This window comes from Sphingobacterium sp. NPDC055346, assembly GCF_053645235.1.
This window is the reverse complement of sequence record NZ_JBSHMI010000008.1, coordinates 44,353-61,252: the sequence shown is the minus strand read 5'-3', so window position 1 is coordinate 61,252 and position 16,900 is coordinate 44,353. Positions and strand designations below refer to the sequence as shown.

The following is a 16,900-nucleotide window of genomic DNA, read 5'->3' as shown; positions in this document are numbered from 1 at the left end:
ATTCCCATATCTTTTTCCCATTTGATATCTCCATACTCAAATCTATTTCTCGGTTAATATCTCAATACTCATATCTATTCATTATCTCAATACTCATATCTACCCTCCCATTAACCCCAAATAGATCAATTCAAACATCACAAATCCGATTAGCAATCCCACAGTCACCGCGACTAAAATCCTGGCCCAAAAGGGCAGCCTGATAATATAATCCAAATTAATTCTTTAATAGTTTGTGCAGGCGCAAAGATGAAAATATTCCATAAAGATGATTCGGGATTGGGCAAGAATTTAGAGTTATCTGTAAGCATCTGACTACAATGGTTTGGAAGGGATTGATTACCAAATATCCACACAAAAAATAATTCAGCATTTTTTTAATAATCAATTGATTTTTCTATCTTTGCACTTCCGTTAACATAACTACGGATAGAAATTAATAAACATAATTATTTACAAAATGCAACAGTACGAATCTGTAATCATTCTTACCCCGTTGCTTTCAGAAGATGCTGCGAAAGAAGCAATCGCAAAATTCAAAGACATCTTGACAGAAGGCGGAGCCGAAATTATCGCTGAAGATAATTGGGGTTTGAGAAAATTAGCGTATCCGATCCAGAAAAAAACAACTGGATTCTATCACTTAACTGAATTCAAGGCTCCAGGTGAATTAATCAAAAAATTAGAGGTTGAATACAAACGTGATGAGCGTGTGATGCGTTTCTTAACAATCTCTCTAGATAAGCACGCAGTGGCTTACAACGAGAAAAAACGTAGCGGTGCATTCAACAAAAAGGCAGAAACTAAAACTGAGGAGGTAGCAAACTAATGGCAAACGAAAACATCCAATACGTGACTGCTCCTAAAGTAGAGGACAACCGTAAAAAATACTGTCGCTTCAAAAAGAACGGTATTAAATACATCGACTACAAAGACGCTAACTTCCTTTTGAAGTTCGTAAATGATCAAGGTAAAATCTTACCTCGTCGATTAACTGGAACATCACTGAAATTTCAACGTAAAGTTGCTCAAGCCGTTAAACGTGCGCGTATTATCGGACTTATGCCTTACGTAACTGATTCATTAAAATAAGGAGGATACGATAATGGAAGTTATATTAAAACAAGATGTTAAACACCTTGGAGAGAAAGACGATATCGTAGTAGTAAAACCAGGTTTCGGCCGTAACTACTTAATTCCTCAAGGATTTGCAGTAATGGCGACGCCTTCTGCAAAGAAAGTGTTAGCTGAGAATATCAAACAAGCTCAGTTCAAACAAGAGAAAATCAAAAAAGATGCTACTGAATTAGCTGGTAAATTAGAATCAGTAAAATTAACTATTGGTGCTAAAGCTGGTGAGTCTGGCAAGATCTTCGGAAAAGTTAACAGTATTCAAATCGCTGACGCTCTTAAAGCGCAAGGTTATGAAGTTGACCGCCGTCGTATCACTTTCGAAACTGAACCTAAGCAATTAGGTGAGTACATCGCTAACTTGAACTTACACAAGGAAGTAAAAGTACAAATCCCTTTCGAAGTTATCGCTGAGTAAGCATTTAACAATAAAAAAATCCCCGTTATCAAATGATAACGGGGATTTTTTTATTGTCAGTATTTAGTAGCAAGTATTTAGTATTTAGACCGCATGGCTTTCAATTAACCGGAGCCACCTGATCAATTACCTAATCTAACCTAATTATTAAAGGGACATTTGCTATTGAGAATCTTTCATCATATTTTTTTTGAAAGAGCAGTCTAAATGGATTTAATATTGACCTCATTCGAGACACATTCCGAATTTTCGCAATACAAGCAAATCTGTTCTCGAATATGCCTCGAATAAGTCTCGAATGAAACCCATATTTTAATCCATTGATTTCCTATTCAAAAGTACCTTTTTAGCGGAATATATCGTTGGAACGGGATGAAAGAACAGTTTGAATTCCCAATAATCGGATAGAATATTCACCAATGCAATTAATTCAATGGCAAAGAAAAAGCCCCTCATATATTTAAGAAGGGCTTGTAGAATCCTATTGTTAACGGAAATGCTAAATTTCCGATACTAATTCCTATTGGTTAATATTGCCACAATACATCTACCCTATGTCCAGGATGATTATGTCTGCCTTTATTACCTTTGTATTTTTTCTTTTGTTGACCAGGTGCATAACGTTTTGCGGATTTACCACCGTATTTCTTCTTAGCCTGTCCTGGAGGCATTCCATGCGGATGATGATGGTGTGTATAACATGCTGATACACTAAATGCCATAAATGCTACTAATAATAATCCCAAAAATCTTTTCATACTATATTCATGTTGTTCGCTATATATGACCAAAATCTAAGCCAAAAGTTTAAATTTTTAATAAAGCATTAATAATTAAATGTTTGAACATTGAGTATCAGCACTTTACTTAGACCCAATAATTTGATAAAAAGAATTAATCGCAGAGTTTTCTAAGGCAAATCCACCCTTTAAACGTAGGCTATTTGATCCCTCAGCGATACCGTTCAGTTCCCCTTTTAAGATTTTATCATAATTCGGTAACCAGCCTAAGTATTTCGCCGAAACAGGTTTTTTCTGGTAGCTCAATACAAATACATTAGGTGATGGCTGCAGATCAATATTTTGGCCAAATGCTGCAGGATCTGTACTCAATCTTATCAAACCATTATGAAAGTCCTTGCCAAACTTATAGAACATCTTTTCTGGAAGATATCCTAATAAATGTGGGGAGGCCATAACTTGAAAGGTTAATGAAGGAACTTCAACCTGATTGATTTCCTTTTTCTCGGTCATCTCAAAATTATCATCATAATCATAGGTAATGATGGTATCAGACTCCAGCACTTCTTTATCCTTCAATTCAATAGTTGCAAAATTCCCAACATACTTATAGATACTATCGACCGGTAGTTTTAATTTTTCCAGTTCGGCTTCTTTATCCTTCAAAATAAGGGAAAGATCAGAGTTTAAGGCCATATAAAGCACGTTGTCTTCAGGTATTACGGCTTGGACAGGCTTTGATGGAAAACCCAATAAAGAGGATTTTACAAAGGCATAAATATCAAATCTTCCATTTTGAAAATTAACAGTAGCCCAATTGTCTTTCTTGTCCACAAAGCTCATATCAGTATCTTGGATCTCCTTCAGCGTTTTGCCAAACTCATTGGCATAAACCCACTCCCCTTGGTCGGATTTCAACAACGTTAACATGGTTTCAGCTTGCTGGTCCTTTCCTAATGATAATATCAATCTTTGATCATCAAAGAGAGCCTTTACATGCTTTTTGGCATATAGCTCCTGCCCTTTTTCCAAACCTTGGAAAACAGAATCTTGGCTTAATCCTAATTGACCTTTTAGGAAATTTTGGATATCTGCCCTATCCGTTACTTCTAAAACTGCATAGTAATGATGTGAAGTATCACTTAAACTAAACATATATAATTTTGCAGGTATGTGTACTCCTATATTCCACAACTTGGCTTTACCCCCTATTGTACTGGTATCCTGTTTGGAGCCGTAATATTCCGAATAATTGGAAAGGGAATTCTTGAGCATCTTCAAGAGAAGACCATCCACATCCAATCGAATTACTGAAACTGAATTTTCAGGGATTTTAATGTTTTCTGCTTTTGAAGATCTATAATACTTAAAAACAAAAAAACTTATAGCCAATACGGCTATAAGTCCTAATATAAATACTATTGTTTTTTTTATCCAACCCATAGGTTAATCATTTAACGATTTACTGACACGGTCCATAGAATTGAGCAAGAAATCTAAAGCATTTTTTCCGGTCTTAGGAAAATCCACACCGGCTTCCCATGTAAAATTCTTGCCTTTCAATCCATTGCTGATCATATAGATATCACCGTATTCGGACAGACCTTTCAATTCACTCTCCATCGAACGATGTACCGGAAGATCTAGATCATCGACCATACTTGGAACCTTTTTAGTGTTGAACAACATGGAGAATTTATTTTTCTTGGCGATTGCAGCAAATCTTCCTGGGTTTCCTTTAAAGGTTTTATCCTTGACCTGTTTCATCTGCTCTAAATCATTGCCCAAGAAAACAATCCCTTGCTGGATCAGGATGTATGGAGCAAATTCATCAACCTTTCCGCCAACAATCTCATAGATTCCATCATGGTTTACCATATTGTTCTCAATCTCTAAAATAGCAAAGATTTTTTCAAATATGCGAGTATCATCGGAAGAGAACATCCACAGGTAGTTCGGGATTTTCTCCATTTTGGTTTTTTCTATTTCTTGATAATTGTAATCATCATCATATTCATAGTCAATATATTTCACTTCTTTTTGGGTAATTCCATTCAAGATGAACAGGTTATCTCCTTTAAATACTTTGGCAACTGCTTTTTCATCTACAATAATCTCCATACTTGTGGTAAACAGATCAATGATCTTCTCAACTTTACCATCCATACCACCATAAACGCGCTGTACAATCCTAGGCATGTGCTTCAAGTAAGCTTCGGTATTAAGGTTGATCGAAAGGAATCCTAAAGCATCGTCATTTAAGTAGTTTACAAACTTAGGATTGATTTTTTTATTGTACATTTCCTTATAGTACCTTGTCATCTCCTTATCAAAGCTGACATCACCAAGGATCTTCATCCTATTTCCGTCAACAACAACAGTACTGTTGATGCTTTCGTATCCATAGTCAAAAGCTGGCTGTCCGCTCATATAACCATAAAGAAGGTTTCTAGGATAATAAAAATGCATTAAGCTGTCTAATGAACCTATTTCAATTCTAAGCAGTTCATTATCTTTCATAGAAGTCATCTTTTTCGATTTATAGCTTTTAATATTTCCGGCAATAATTCGATCCATTAGGTTATTGACTTCTTGGTTGGCAAAAATATTCTTAATGGAGTCATTATGATTCGATGTCTCGCTGTATTTTAGATAATAATCGTCTTGATATTCATCCTTTTCTAAAACGGAATCCACGTAAGTAAACTCATCCGGTACCATCGGTGGAGCGATATAACCTTCTTCCCCAGGTTGAGCCACTTTTTCGGGAGGCAATGGCAAACTATACAGATCTGATGTATCTCTTTCTACTGGAGCTTCTTCCTCAATTTGATACACAGTGTCCGCAGCTTCTGCCCAAGCTTCCCAATCCAAGGTGCTATCAGCTGCCACTGCTACTGAATCCACTCCATCATAATCATAGTCATAGTCTTCCGCCGCGTAATCATACTCGGGCAATTCCAAAAGGCCAAATTTCTGTTTGATGTCCTCACGGCTGAAATAGTTGTCCATGGGCACACCAGCTAAAAGAAAAATGGTATTTTGATTCCAACTGATACGGAGTGTCCTATCTTCACTATAGATGGTATTTAGGTCACCTTGTACATCGATAGTATACTCTTCAGGAAAGATCGATTCAAATTGAGCCTTATTTTTTAATGGCATCATAGCTCCGAAGAACTGCATGCTATCATTGACATTGGTATACAAATAAGATTTTGCATTGATATCGATTCCTAACTCTTCGATATTTTCAGATTGAAATTTACTGTTGTCTTCTGCAATTTTTTTAAACAGACCAGCTCTTTTCAAGATTTCGTTCAATTGTTGGGCACTCGCATGTTTGAAAAATCCTTTTCCATTCAATGCGACCACCACTTTAGATTCAGCAGGAACCTTTGACAAGAGATCTTGCGAATATACATTCCCTCCCAGACTTACTGCCAATAAGGCGATGGCAAGTTTCAAGTTATTCATATATGTTTTATTAGATATTCTTAAATTATTTAAGGACAATATTGTTAGATAGATTGACTTTACCATTAATTAAGCTAGGAACGGAAACCTTGACCATCACAGCTTGCTTGTTGCCTGAAACCTTACCGCTCGTATTGTCCTGTTTGATGACAGGATTTTGAAAACGATAGATACTGGTGTAAAATGCCTGATCGAATGATTTTTGATTTTCAGGCTTTAGTTTGTCAAACTCTTTTTTTGCCTCGGTACTATACTTATAGTTACGCACAAAGGTTTTGTTACTTGGATTAAAACTATAGCTCGAGTAAGTGTTTAATTTGGTCTTGAAATGTTTAGAGAGTGTTTCTGTATAGGAATTTAAGGCCTGCACATTTTGGAAATCACAGGACACACTCGCTATATAATTATTAAAATCAAGCTTATAATCTACGTTACTGATCCCTTTGGTATTCTTTAATAACTGAACGATGGTAGCCACTTCTTTTCTGATCTCAGCCTGATTTGGGATCTTGAACCCATCTATCTTATCCAACTTCATTAGGGATGATACCTTTGTACGGCTCTTGCTCATGTTCAGTGTCCCTACGATAGATCCACTGCCATTACTTTTCATGTTGATCTCTTCCACAACATCAAAACAAGAACTCAGCAATAAACAAAAAATAGAACTAATAACAAGTAACCCGATTTTCCTGATCATTTTCAACATATTAATAGTATTAGCAATCCAAATTTTAAGTTTTCGAAATTATCAACTTAAAAACACTTATCCTTCACTGATTTCAGTGATTTTTTAAACTTAATGCTTAAAGTTTCATCCTGCAAGCATCAGGATGCAATAATTATATAAAAAAACAATATTTAAGGCGAGCATTATATTAGCTAAATCATAGAATGACAAAAATTGACAATGTATGAAAAGCGCCAGCCTCTCGCCATACAAATATCACGAATATCAGCAATAACCAATAAAAAAGGCCATCTACAAAATGTAGACAGCCTAATAAATTGTATGGTTAAATCTTAGTAGTTATATTTCTCTACAGATTTAATTTCATTGTTACCTTCCGTAAAGACCAAAGTCGGTTGATAGGTTTCTGCCTCTTCAGGACTTAAGTTCACAAAAGAAAGAATGTGTACAGTGTCGCCTACTTTAGCATGTAATGCTGCACCACCATTCATACATACTTCGCCACTTCCTCTCTTGCCAGGAAGGACATAAGTCATGATACGACTACCATTTACAGCATTATTGATATATACCTGCTCATATTTTACAATACCAGCAGCATCCAATAAATCTGCATCAATGGTGATAGAACCATTATAGCTCACATTTGCCTCTGTTACTTTTACGGTATGAATTTTTGCTTTTAAAATTTTTAATTCCATTTCTTATTATACTTTTTTAGATAGATTGTTTTAAATTTAAATTATTAATATCTAGTGTCTTAAACACCATTTCCTTATCATTCTGTTTAACGAGATGCTTTTTATGGTGAACATGATAGCTAAACTTAAAATCATGTAAATCACTGTATGCAGCATCTGTAGTTCCGATTACGGAGTATTCAACCTCTCCTTTATGGTTGAACTTACTTATTTCAGCTTCATCTAGATTTGCTGAAATGGAATACCAACAACCTTCACCCAATCCACCAAGCCACTCTGCCTTGTTCGGAAGGTCCTTTGGCCTTTTAGGTTCTTCTATAAAACCCAATAAAAGATCATCAGGAACTTCATGCGACCTTGATTTCAAGAAATTAGGTTTCAAGAGATCGACCTGGAATTTTAATGACTCCCAACGTCCCATCCTTTTCTTCTCCAAAACGCCATTGTGGAAACAATAGATCTCATTATCATCAACAGCATTGACAACATTGCTGGTAGGACTTGCCTTCAGGCATTCCGGAAAAAAGATTTTATTACAGCGCGGATCATTCTTTTCCATCGCATTGACCAAGATCTGGGCTACATACCGTGAACAACTGTTATTATTCGGAGCGATGGCTCCGTACAAAATAGGTCCCTTATCTACCAGGGATTCGGCATATTCAACTCCTTTCTGAAAGGAAACATTTTCGGCGATCGAACATAACAACCGGCCTGCCCCATGGGTAGCAGATTCTTTTTTGGACAATTCGATGAGGATCTCTTCAAAATTCATCAATTGATTGTCTTCCGAAAAGGTAGCTTTACTGTGCAACTCCAACCTTGGATCAAACTCACTGGATCGCGCTCTTCCAAATCCTCGAGGAACGATATAACGTCCAAAGTCAAAATACCTGAGATCTCCAGACTTTCTTTCAATTAAAACTATTGCTGCATGCCCTACCTTGAAATTAAGGTTCTTTACTATCCCTAATTTCTTTAATATGGCCATCCATAACTCATCACCCCTCGCCGTTTGGTCGGGCCAAGCTATTGGAATTGCGATATCATTATATTGATGCATTATAGTTTTCCTTTACCTTAGGTTGAGGATAAAAATCCTGATATAACTTGTTAATATAGCGAGTACCATGGTCTGGAAAAAACAAGACCACTTGATCCGTTTCTTTTAAATTCATTCTTTCAATGTTCTCATCCAAAGTGGCCAAGACCGCTGCACTTGAAAACCCCAATAAATCACCACATTCCTCCAAATATTGATGGGCGATGACTTCTGATTTATCTTTTCCGATTTGAAAGATATGATCGACTACTTGTTTGTCAAATGCTCCTGGAATAAATGTCCGGCCAATACCTTCTATGGCATCAAAACGGACTTCTTCCTCAGGGATTGGTTTATTGTCCATATACAGATGATAGACGGAATTCTTTGGTTCAACCCCCCAGATCTTGATCGCGGGATTACGCTCCTTTAAATACCTTCCAATTCCTGAAATGGAACCACCTGTACCAACACCTACCAAAACATGGGTGACTGCAGTATTTGTCTGCAGCCAAATCTCCGGTCCTGTTGTAATATAATGTGCTTTGATGTTATTTGAGTTATAGTATTGGTTCGTAAAATAGGTATTGGGATTGTTGGAACAAAAAGCCTGTGCAAGATATTGAGTGGAATTGAAAACATGCAAACCATTGGAATTATCGCATCGTTCAATTTCTGCACCATAGCTCTCCAATAATTTAATCTTTTCATCAGAACAACTGGCAGAAACAAATATCTTCGACCTATAGCCAAGCTCTTTTGCGATCAGAGCGATGCTAATACCGGTATTACCACTACTTGCTTCGACAAAAGTGCCTCCCTCAACAATTTTATTGCGCTTAATGGCATCTTCAACCATAAACCATGCGGCCCTATCTTTAGATGATTTTCCAGGATTATAGAACTCCTCCTTGATTAAGATGTTTGTTCCATATTTCTTGGATAAAAAATCCTCCCTTCTTAACGGTGTATTCCCAATAAAATCCTTTATCAATATTCCCTTTGTTTAGTATTTAGTTTATAATAATTTAACGTCAATATACTCAAGATTATTCTACTGTATTAACCTAAAACGTGCCAAAAAGTTCATTAACAGAATTTATAAAAACCAAAATGGCTAAAAAATTGCAGCTTAGAACCTAACTGCCAGTAAAAACTATCTCAAACTTTTAATATTAGGAAACTAAATAAAATTACGATAAATTTTAATAAAGTCTATCACTTGAAGATTTAGAGCAAGCATATTGTTACTAAAAATTGAAATCCTAGCTTATTTTTATAGTTTTGTCCTTTAAGATTATCGATATGAAACCAAAGACCATTGTAATCGCCGTATTATTGGCCTTATTAGCCATTGTCCTTTTCAACAATAAAGAGGAAGCTTCATTTTGGCTATTTGGGGACATCCGCACTTCGAAATTGATTATTCTAGGGATATTTTTTCTTCTAGGGGTCATTGTCGGTGCTATTCTATTTAGAAGAAAGAACAAGCACCCAAAGGAATATGGGATTACCAATACGGTAAATCCTACCGAAGATCAATTGTTTTTAGGGAATGATGATGAAATGTCGGATGATGACAGAGAATATATCCGGAGGGACTAAAAATATGTGAAATGGATCAGTTGCTTTCATCAACTGATCCATTTGTGTTTTTTGCTTTTGTTTTTTTCATTCGGCCAGATTTCTGCAAACCTTGATGAATCAGAAATTCTATCTGTCCATTAACGCTCCTAAATTCATCCTGAGCCCAGGCTTCCAATAGCTTAAAGGTTTCTTCATCTACCCTGATCACAAAACTCTTTTTCATAAATCTTTCTTAACTATCCGGAATTACTCCTTCTTAAATTAATTATAAAGGGTTCCTGCATTTACAATAGGTTGTGCGGCCTTCTCTCCACAGAGAACCACCATCAAATTACTGACCATCGCAGCTTTTCGCTCATCGTCCAATTCCACAATATTCTTGTCCGATAGCTTTTGGAGTGCCATTTCAACCATACCGACAGCACCTTCAACGATTTTTGCTCTGGCAGCTACAATTGCTGAAGCCTGTTGACGCTGCAACATTGCCCCTGCAATTTCTGGTGCATAGGCCAGATGCGTAATCCTAGCCTCTTCTACCACTACCCCAGCTTTGGATAGACGTGCTGACAGCTCGGATTCCAAGATTTTATTGACATCTTCACCCCCATCTCTCAAGGTTAGGTCAGCATTCTCATCCTCAAAACTATCATAGGCAAAACTTACGGCAAGATGTCGTACAGCAGCTTCGCTCTGTACCCTCACGTAGTCCATATAGCTCTGTACCTCATAAGCCGCCTTGTAGGTATCACCAATTTTCCAAACGATTACTGCCGCAATCTCAATTGGATTCCCCAATTTATCGTTCACCTTCAAGGTCTGGCCCTGTAAGTTTTCTGATCTAAGGCTAATTTTCTGCGCAGTATAGAATGGATTGATAAAAAACAGACCATTTGCCTTGATGGTGCCAACATATTTACCAAATAGATTCAAAACACGGGAATGGTTTGGATTGACAATGATCAACCCTTTCACGATTACTATAAAAACAATGAACAGGATCACCAAGACTGGTACATATCCAATCTGCCCATGTGAGCCTATCTGAATAAACGAGAAAATAATTCCTAGAAGGCTTAAAAACAATATCCCTAATGCTAAATAGCCTGATGTTGGTTTAATGATCTTTTCCATAATTATGATTTATTATGATATTATTTTGATATCATAAATATAGAGAATATTCTTTTCATATTTCCAAGAAAATATCAAAAAAAAGAGGCTCCTTGAAAAGTATTTTCAAAGGAGCCTCTTTTTTATTTATAGAAAGCTTTTAGATAGGTATTCAGCTATGGTTGAATATGTTTAGGTCTTATAACGTACTCATTACCTCAGGCTTCAATACGCCATCAAATTTCTTGTCAACGATTAATATGGCCATAGGACGCATGGTAAAACTCTGTTTTTCGCCGAAAGACTCTTTATATTTAAGCAATAACTCTGCTCCTTCTTTATTCAGAGAAATGGAATCAATGCTAGGTTTTAAATCCGAGCTCGCTGAAATGATCGCAATAACAAACTGCTTATCAAAATCGATATTACTGGGCATTCCAGAATCGCCCATGGTTGCTGCTGGCGAAAAGAATTCATCAAAAGCTTCTTGAGTTTCAATTTTGTGGGCTCCATTTTTATCCTCTGAGACGGTGTTTTTTACAAAATAATTTTCGCCTAATACAAATGGAACAAGTTCCCTGTTTGCTTCAGACTTTTCGATTATGCTGTCATTGATAGCATTCCCATCTTGCTTCGAACCGGCATTATTGCTGCATGAAGTAAGTAGCAGCGCATTCAAGAAGATTGGTATAATTAGTTTTTTCATTGTGTCATGTATATTTTATATCCATTAAATGATTGGAAAGCAAATTTGTTTGAAAAATATAGCAGTTCAAGAATTCATCTAGGCTTTGAATGGGGAGAATTTATCTAAAATTAACACACAATTATCTCAAAGGCTTGATATCCAAGTATTTTTAATAATAAGAGAATTTTTAATATAATTTTAAATACCGAGAAAAATTTAACAATATTGTAAAGTGTAAGGTTTGAGGCGACAATTATTAAAATTCATTTTATTGATAGATTGACATATGAATTTCCACATTATCAATGATTTATATTATAAAGATTTTCATGCTGGTTTTAAAGCAAGATATGATGTTTTTGAAACCATCAAGTCAGACCTATCTGATTCCAATACCTATGAATTTTATAAGATCACGTTAAAAGATTCCAAATACAGGTTGAAAAGGATAATTTCTAGACGATATGCAAATTATGCCAATTACCTTGCCTTCAAAAAATATATAGGAGAATTGGACTCTAATGATGTGATCATGGTCCTGATTCCCTTCGAAAGCTTGTTTGAAGTGGCTAAAGCCGTCTATTCTAGCCTTTACAAGGCAAAACTTAATAAAGGTTTGAGGATCATCATGATGATAATCGATTTAGATTCCATCAGGCGAATTGGGCAAATCGACCCAGAGCTAGAGATTAAATATTTAGATTTTGCAGATGTATTGATTTCGCAGAATGCGGAAATGTCCAAATGGCTAATAAGCAATCATATCGCAGCTGATAAGGTCGTAGATTTAGAATTATTTGATTTCAGGCTCGATCCAAACCATCAACCTTCAGGTATTGGAACAGCGATATTGGAGAAGAATATTGTTTTCGGGGGGAACTTAACCCCAGAAAAAGCAGCCTTCATCTATAAATGGAAGCCTAAGTTCAAAACGAAGCTGTATGGCATACATTTAGAACCAGTGGAATTGCATAAGAATATGGAATATTTAGGTGTATTCGATCCTGGTGATCCAACCATGGACGTCAGTGGCATTTCATTTGGATTGGTTTGGGAAGGAGACAGTACAAAAACCTGTACCGGTCTGGCTGGTCAATATTTAAAATATTCCACCCCCCATAAGATATCGTTATACTTATCTCAAGGTCTGCCAGTCATCGTCTGGGAAGAATCGGCCATGGCAAAATTTGTTCAAGAGCATAATCTTGGCCGTACGATAAAAAGCTTAAAGGACATTGAGCAAATTTTAGACGATATTACGCTCACAGAATATGAAGAAATCAGAACAAATGTTTTGAAAATCAAGGAGAAGGTAATTCGTGGTGAGTTTTTAAAAAATGCACTAAATCAATGCTTCATTAAACTGGACAGTCCTGACCTACAGAGTAAAATAAGGTTTAGTCAAAAAAAAGAGCTTCAATAGTTTTTTAAACCACAAAAGCTCTCATTTTCTGAATCATTTATATTAAGACTTCTCCTCTTTATCCCCTCCTATCATTTTAGAGGTAATCCCTTTTTTGTCTGTAGTTTCGGCGATAAAAACTCCCAGCAAGTGGAGTACCACAAATATAGGAAACCAGTAAAGTCCCCATTTATGGACACTTTCTATACTTTCTTTCCATTGACTAAAAAAGCCTTTTTCTATACAGATTCCAGTTGCTGCTGAGATCATTACAAAAAGATAGAAATAGACATAGGTAAATCCTTGTAAGCGCTCCTTTAAGGACTGAACCTTCAGGAATGGATTGGGAAACCTGATCCCCTTAACGAGCATATAGATAATCCTAGCTAGAAAAGAAAAAATCATAATATGTGCAAAAAGCTCGTGCCATTCCCACATAGGTTCACGGATACCCTTCACAACCTCAGAAACCTGCTCTTTTGAAATGCCTGAAACCTGCTTTTCTAAAACAGGAATAATGTTATCCTTGCCCATCCAGTACATCCTAAGAAAACCTGTTATGAAAAGAACGGGCATTGCAAAAGCCATAACCCAATGTAACAGGCGATGGAAAACGGTAAATTTTCGTTGCATTCTCATGATAATAGGATTGGCCTAGTTAAAAAATTTACTGAATTCCATATAGGAGTCATGAAGCTTGGCAATGATGACATTCACCTTTTCAGGATTTTTCTCGGCTTCTAACTCCTTGACCAATTCCATATGAGGATGTAACCATTTATGCAATTCATCGTGTCCTTTCCCATCCATGGTACAGCTTTTTATGAGCTGATCATTCTGTTCTTTTAATTCTTTAGCAAGTCGCAGATTATCGGTTTGTTTTTCCTGTACATAAATCTGAATCAAGTCCACCCCCTTCAAAACAAAAGGTTTCATTTCTTCATTCATCGTCCATTTCTTTCCATTGTTCAATTCCAAAGCACCATCAGCATGATTGTGCTGATGGTCTGCATGGTTTTCTGCGTCGTGATTGTGTGAATGTTCTGAATTTTGATGGCAGCTCCATAATAAGATGCTGCTAATCCCCAATAGCATTAATTTTTTCATATTCTGTTTATTTTGTTTTAATCATTTTCAGTACTCCATTGACCACAGCCCTACCATCCTTGATTAGATCTGTCTTATTACCAGACAGCTTCCATTTAAGGACTGTTAGTCGAATACCACCCAATAATATAGTCGCTAAGGTTGATGAATGTATCTCCGCATTGAAATCACCGTTGGATTGACCATTCAGGATATTCTGTTCTACGTAGCCCTGCATCAAGTCCAAAATTTGAGCAACCTTTATACTTAGGCCTTCATCAAAATGAAAGATATTCTCAGCAAATATCACACTCACAACTGCCGGTCTTTCAGTAAAAGTCTTGAACTGGAAATTGAACAGGTCAATTAAATTCTCAGTAGGACTCTTCTGACTATTGACAGAGAGGCTTGAGATCCTTTTTTCCATTCTGGCAATGAAATAATTAAGCAGGCTCATGAGAATATCATTCTTACTCTTAAAATGCCTATACAAGGCAGGTTCAGTTACTTTGATATCTGCTGCTAGATTCTTAATGGTCAAATTCTGTATGCCATACCGGTCAATTCTCCTAGTAGCAGCTTCAATGATTTCAATTTGTCTATCCGTATATCCTTCAATCTTCATATCTACAAACCTTATGTTAGTTAGTATTCACTAACAAAGTTAAGTATTGTTTAACAGATTAATACAGAAAAAGATATCGATTTTAAGGAATGTTATTCTGAGGAGTTTTCAGGATGCTTTAGTATGCATCCCGAAGCGGTATTACATGGTCAATAATTGCTTTTCCTGAAAGTTGTTGGGGTTTTTCCTGTCCATTTTTTAAATGCTCTGACAAAACCACTCGGTTCTGCATATCCTAAAACCGCTGAGATTTCCTTGACAGAAGACGTACTATTGCACATATAATGAATGGCCAAAGATTTTCTTACCTCTTCGACAATTTGAATATAAGAGACCCCTTCTTGTTTGAGTTGCCTTTGAAGTGTCCTTACACTTACATTGAAATTACCTGAAACAGACTCAATGGATAAAGAAAACAGGTAGGAATTTGCGATCAAGAAATTAAATATCCTTTTTGAAAGGTTTCCTTTTAAGGCAGGAGAATTTTGCAATAAGCTGATTTTTTCAATCAATAGGCTCTGAATTTCATAATTTGCCGTTATGATTTTAGTGTGAAGGTAATCCTTCTTGAATTCCAAGATATAGTTTTCACTCTTTTTTACAGGACAACCTAATATAGCTTCATATTCTTTCCCATGCTGTTTTTTATATGTTGGAAAACTCGCAGAGATTGGGATAGGATTTTCTAAGACCAACCCTTTTAACTCATATAGTACAAATGACAACAGAAAGTCCCCCATCTGATCCTGAGCGGTTGGTGTATCTGAATAAGCTCCTGTTTTTTCGAAGCTAATATTAAAGGTATTTTCCTTTTCTATTACATTTAGAGAATAAAAGTCAGTCAATAAATGAACCATGGAACATGCATGTTTTAATGCATCTTTAACATTACTGCTCATCTGTATGACCTGTCCGACTATACCCAATGCTGCAATTTGCATAGAAGTCCCAAAATGGAAACCAGAAAGTTCATTTTTTGAGAGATGGACTATGTTTTTCCAAATGACTTCCATCTGCTGGTTTGAAATGCTAAGCGATGACTTTGTGTGAAGGTCTTGAAGTTTTAACCCAGCAAATGATGCCAGTTTCTCAATATCTAAGCCTCTCTCTTTACAAAATACCAGCAATGCCTGCAAAAATATCTCTCTGTAATTCATAGTGTAAAAGTATAAATATACCAATCATATGACCAAAAACTGGCATGAGATGACAAGCCATTGTCGCCAAATGGTAATTAGCAACTAACAGCTGTCAGATAACTTTGTAGAAACAAATTCAAAGATTATGGTACTTAAAAATGTTTTACTGATAAATGCTATCAGTTCAGGATTGACAGGATTATTGATTGCTCTTAATTCAAAAGTAGTAGCAGGAATTTTTAAGGTGAATAACACTACCCCAATTATTGGAACCGGTGTTTTTCTGGTTGTGTTTTCCCTCTTTGTCCTCCTGACTGCCTTTAAACACCTTCAAGACAAGTCATGGACTAAATTTATTATCGGAATCGATGTAACTTGGGTCGCTGTTAGTATAGTAGTTACAGCCTTATTGTTTTCTACTATTAGTATGATCGGATCTATAATAATTTTAGCAGTTGCTGCCTGGGTGGGATTGATGGCATACCTACAAATGAAGACCTTAAATAAAATGTAACGATGAATAAAATAGGAGAATTTATTACGGATTTCCTCAGGTATATGCAGGAAAGAGATTTGAATAATCTAGTTAATCTATTTGCTGAAGAAGTGAAATGGGAAGTTCCAGGGGATACAGACAGACTGAAATGGCTAGGTGTAAGAAAAAATAAAGCTGAGATTGAAAGCTTTTTCCAGCTCCTTTGGGCAGAGACAGAACCCTTAACAGCTGAAATACAAAAGATTTTAGCTGATAAAGATGAAGCTATGATAAAAGGTGAATTCACTAGCAAAATGTTGAGAACAAACAAGGATGTAACCTCTATATTTTTCATTCATTTTAAACTTCAAAACATGAAAATAGTAGAATACACCTTATTAGAAGATAGTTTTGCAGTATCAGAGGCTGTAAATTGAGAAGAAAGTTCTTTGTGATGCCCACAGCTCTTCCCAGAACATGCAATTATTTGAATCCAAGCGGGCACAATGCCTTGGGGATTCTTTTGAACTGATCCCGCTAGGGTTGGTTCAGCGCCACAATCCCCAGACACTTGCCCTGAACCTTCTC

Annotated in this window: 21 protein-coding genes; 7 read left to right on the top strand and 14 right to left on the bottom strand. The window is 36.2% G+C overall.

Annotated elements, in window-relative coordinates:
* Window positions 1–460: 460 nt before the first annotated feature.
* From rpsF to rplI, 3 genes are read left to right on the top strand one after another with little or no spacing between them, the layout of a single operon-like run.
* Complete coding sequence (gene rpsF / locus ACWICE_RS16005; protein ID WP_185212047.1) at window positions 461–829, top strand: 30S ribosomal protein S6; 369 nt, start codon at window positions 461–463, stop codon at window positions 827–829.
* On the top strand, window positions 829–1,092 hold the full coding sequence (gene rpsR / locus ACWICE_RS16000) for a 30S ribosomal protein S18 (protein WP_093096199.1): 264 nt from the start codon (window positions 829–831) through the stop codon (window positions 1,090–1,092). Before rpsF ends, rpsR begins: the two co-directional genes overlap by 1 nt.
* Before the next feature lie 13 nt (window positions 1,093–1,105).
* Complete coding sequence (rplI, locus tag ACWICE_RS15995) at window positions 1,106–1,549, top strand: 50S ribosomal protein L9 (protein WP_185212046.1); 444 nt, start codon at window positions 1,106–1,108, stop codon at window positions 1,547–1,549.
* Window positions 1,550–2,076: 527 nt separating this feature from the next.
* On the opposite strand, the gene ACWICE_RS15990 is transcribed toward rplI, so the two are convergent.
* The 7 genes from ACWICE_RS15990 to ACWICE_RS15960 all read right to left on the bottom strand — a co-directional run bounded on the left by ACWICE_RS15990 (window position 2,077) and on the right by ACWICE_RS15960 (window position 9,194).
* Window positions 2,077–2,271, bottom strand: coding sequence for a hypothetical protein (locus ACWICE_RS15990; RefSeq protein ID WP_237219458.1), 195 nt, complete (start codon window positions 2,269–2,271; stop codon window positions 2,077–2,079).
* A gap of 141 nt (window positions 2,272–2,412) precedes the next feature.
* Window positions 2,413–3,732, bottom strand: coding sequence for a hypothetical protein (locus tag ACWICE_RS15985; protein ID WP_454298772.1), 1,320 nt, complete (start codon window positions 3,730–3,732; stop codon window positions 2,413–2,415).
* A gap of 3 nt (window positions 3,733–3,735) precedes the next feature.
* Window positions 3,736–5,766: a hypothetical protein gene (locus tag ACWICE_RS15980; RefSeq protein ID WP_454298771.1), complete on the bottom strand. Its 2,031-nt coding sequence runs from the start codon at window positions 5,764–5,766 to the stop codon at window positions 3,736–3,738.
* Window positions 5,767–5,791: 25 nt separating this feature from the next.
* The gene (locus tag ACWICE_RS15975; protein ID WP_313257956.1) at window positions 5,792–6,466 is read right to left on the bottom strand and encodes a hypothetical protein; all 675 of its coding nucleotides are present in this window, start codon (window positions 6,464–6,466) and stop codon (window positions 5,792–5,794) included.
* A gap of 323 nt (window positions 6,467–6,789) precedes the next feature.
* A complete protein-coding gene (gene panD / locus ACWICE_RS15970; RefSeq protein ID WP_093096189.1) occupies window positions 6,790–7,158 on the bottom strand; it encodes an aspartate 1-decarboxylase in 369 nt (122 codons plus the stop codon).
* A gap of 16 nt (window positions 7,159–7,174) precedes the next feature.
* Window positions 7,175–8,221 carry a DUF6695 family protein gene (locus tag ACWICE_RS15965; protein WP_454298770.1) on the bottom strand — a complete coding sequence of 349 codons (1,047 nt, stop codon included), beginning with the start codon at window positions 8,219–8,221 and terminating at the stop codon, window positions 7,175–7,177.
* Window positions 8,208–9,194 carry a PLP-dependent cysteine synthase family protein gene (locus ACWICE_RS15960; protein WP_454298769.1) on the bottom strand — a complete coding sequence of 329 codons (987 nt, stop codon included), beginning with the start codon at window positions 9,192–9,194 and terminating at the stop codon, window positions 8,208–8,210. The genes ACWICE_RS15965 and ACWICE_RS15960 overlap by 14 nt, the downstream gene beginning before the upstream one ends.
* Before the next feature lie 311 nt (window positions 9,195–9,505).
* Between ACWICE_RS15960 and ACWICE_RS15955 the strand changes: the two genes are divergently transcribed.
* On the top strand, window positions 9,506–9,805 hold the full coding sequence (locus ACWICE_RS15955) for an LPXTG cell wall anchor domain-containing protein (protein WP_185212040.1): 300 nt from the start codon (window positions 9,506–9,508) through the stop codon (window positions 9,803–9,805).
* A gap of 16 nt (window positions 9,806–9,821) precedes the next feature.
* Here ACWICE_RS15955 and ACWICE_RS15950 read toward each other — a convergent pair whose 3' ends face one another.
* The 3 genes from ACWICE_RS15950 to ACWICE_RS15940 form a co-directional block, all read right to left on the bottom strand.
* Window positions 9,822–10,010 (bottom strand): Arc family DNA binding domain-containing protein, encoded by a 189-nt coding sequence (locus ACWICE_RS15950; RefSeq protein WP_185212039.1) that lies wholly within the window; start codon window positions 10,008–10,010, stop codon window positions 9,822–9,824.
* Between the two features lie 38 nt (window positions 10,011–10,048).
* Window positions 10,049–10,918 carry an SPFH domain-containing protein gene (locus tag ACWICE_RS15945; RefSeq protein WP_185216138.1) on the bottom strand — a complete coding sequence of 290 codons (870 nt, stop codon included), beginning with the start codon at window positions 10,916–10,918 and terminating at the stop codon, window positions 10,049–10,051.
* A 178-nt stretch (window positions 10,919–11,096) separates the two neighbouring features.
* Entirely contained in the window at window positions 11,097–11,603 is a 507-nt protein-coding gene (locus tag ACWICE_RS15940) for a hypothetical protein (protein ID WP_454298768.1), read from the bottom strand.
* Window positions 11,604–11,871: 268 nt separating this feature from the next.
* On the opposite strand from ACWICE_RS15940, the gene ACWICE_RS15935 reads away from it, so the two are divergent.
* Entirely contained in the window at window positions 11,872–13,008 is a 1,137-nt protein-coding gene (locus tag ACWICE_RS15935) for a hypothetical protein (RefSeq protein WP_454298767.1), read from the top strand.
* Between the two features lie 42 nt (window positions 13,009–13,050).
* Here the strand turns inward: ACWICE_RS15935 and ACWICE_RS15930 are convergent, their stop codons facing one another.
* The 4 genes from ACWICE_RS15930 to ACWICE_RS15915 all read right to left on the bottom strand — a co-directional run bounded on the left by ACWICE_RS15930 (window position 13,051) and on the right by ACWICE_RS15915 (window position 15,855).
* A complete protein-coding gene (locus ACWICE_RS15930; protein WP_454298766.1) occupies window positions 13,051–13,626 on the bottom strand; it encodes a cytochrome b/b6 domain-containing protein in 576 nt (191 codons plus the stop codon).
* Between the two features lie 15 nt (window positions 13,627–13,641).
* Window positions 13,642–14,094 carry a hypothetical protein gene (locus ACWICE_RS15925; RefSeq protein ID WP_454298765.1) on the bottom strand — a complete coding sequence of 151 codons (453 nt, stop codon included), beginning with the start codon at window positions 14,092–14,094 and terminating at the stop codon, window positions 13,642–13,644.
* A 7-nt stretch (window positions 14,095–14,101) separates the two neighbouring features.
* On the bottom strand, window positions 14,102–14,698 hold the full coding sequence (locus ACWICE_RS15920; protein ID WP_454298764.1) for a TetR/AcrR family transcriptional regulator: 597 nt from the start codon (window positions 14,696–14,698) through the stop codon (window positions 14,102–14,104).
* Window positions 14,699–14,847: 149 nt separating this feature from the next.
* Window positions 14,848–15,855 carry an AraC family transcriptional regulator ligand-binding domain-containing protein gene (locus ACWICE_RS15915; RefSeq protein ID WP_454298763.1) on the bottom strand — a complete coding sequence of 336 codons (1,008 nt, stop codon included), beginning with the start codon at window positions 15,853–15,855 and terminating at the stop codon, window positions 14,848–14,850.
* A 127-nt stretch (window positions 15,856–15,982) separates the two neighbouring features.
* Here ACWICE_RS15915 and ACWICE_RS15910 point away from each other — a divergent pair, with 127 nt between their 5' ends.
* Window positions 15,983–16,351, top strand: a complete 369-nt coding sequence (locus ACWICE_RS15910) for a hypothetical protein (protein ID WP_454298762.1) — start codon at window positions 15,983–15,985, stop codon at window positions 16,349–16,351.
* A gap of 2 nt (window positions 16,352–16,353) precedes the next feature.
* Complete coding sequence (locus tag ACWICE_RS15905; protein ID WP_454298761.1) at window positions 16,354–16,749, top strand: nuclear transport factor 2 family protein; 396 nt, start codon at window positions 16,354–16,356, stop codon at window positions 16,747–16,749.
* Window positions 16,750–16,900 lie beyond the last annotated feature (151 nt).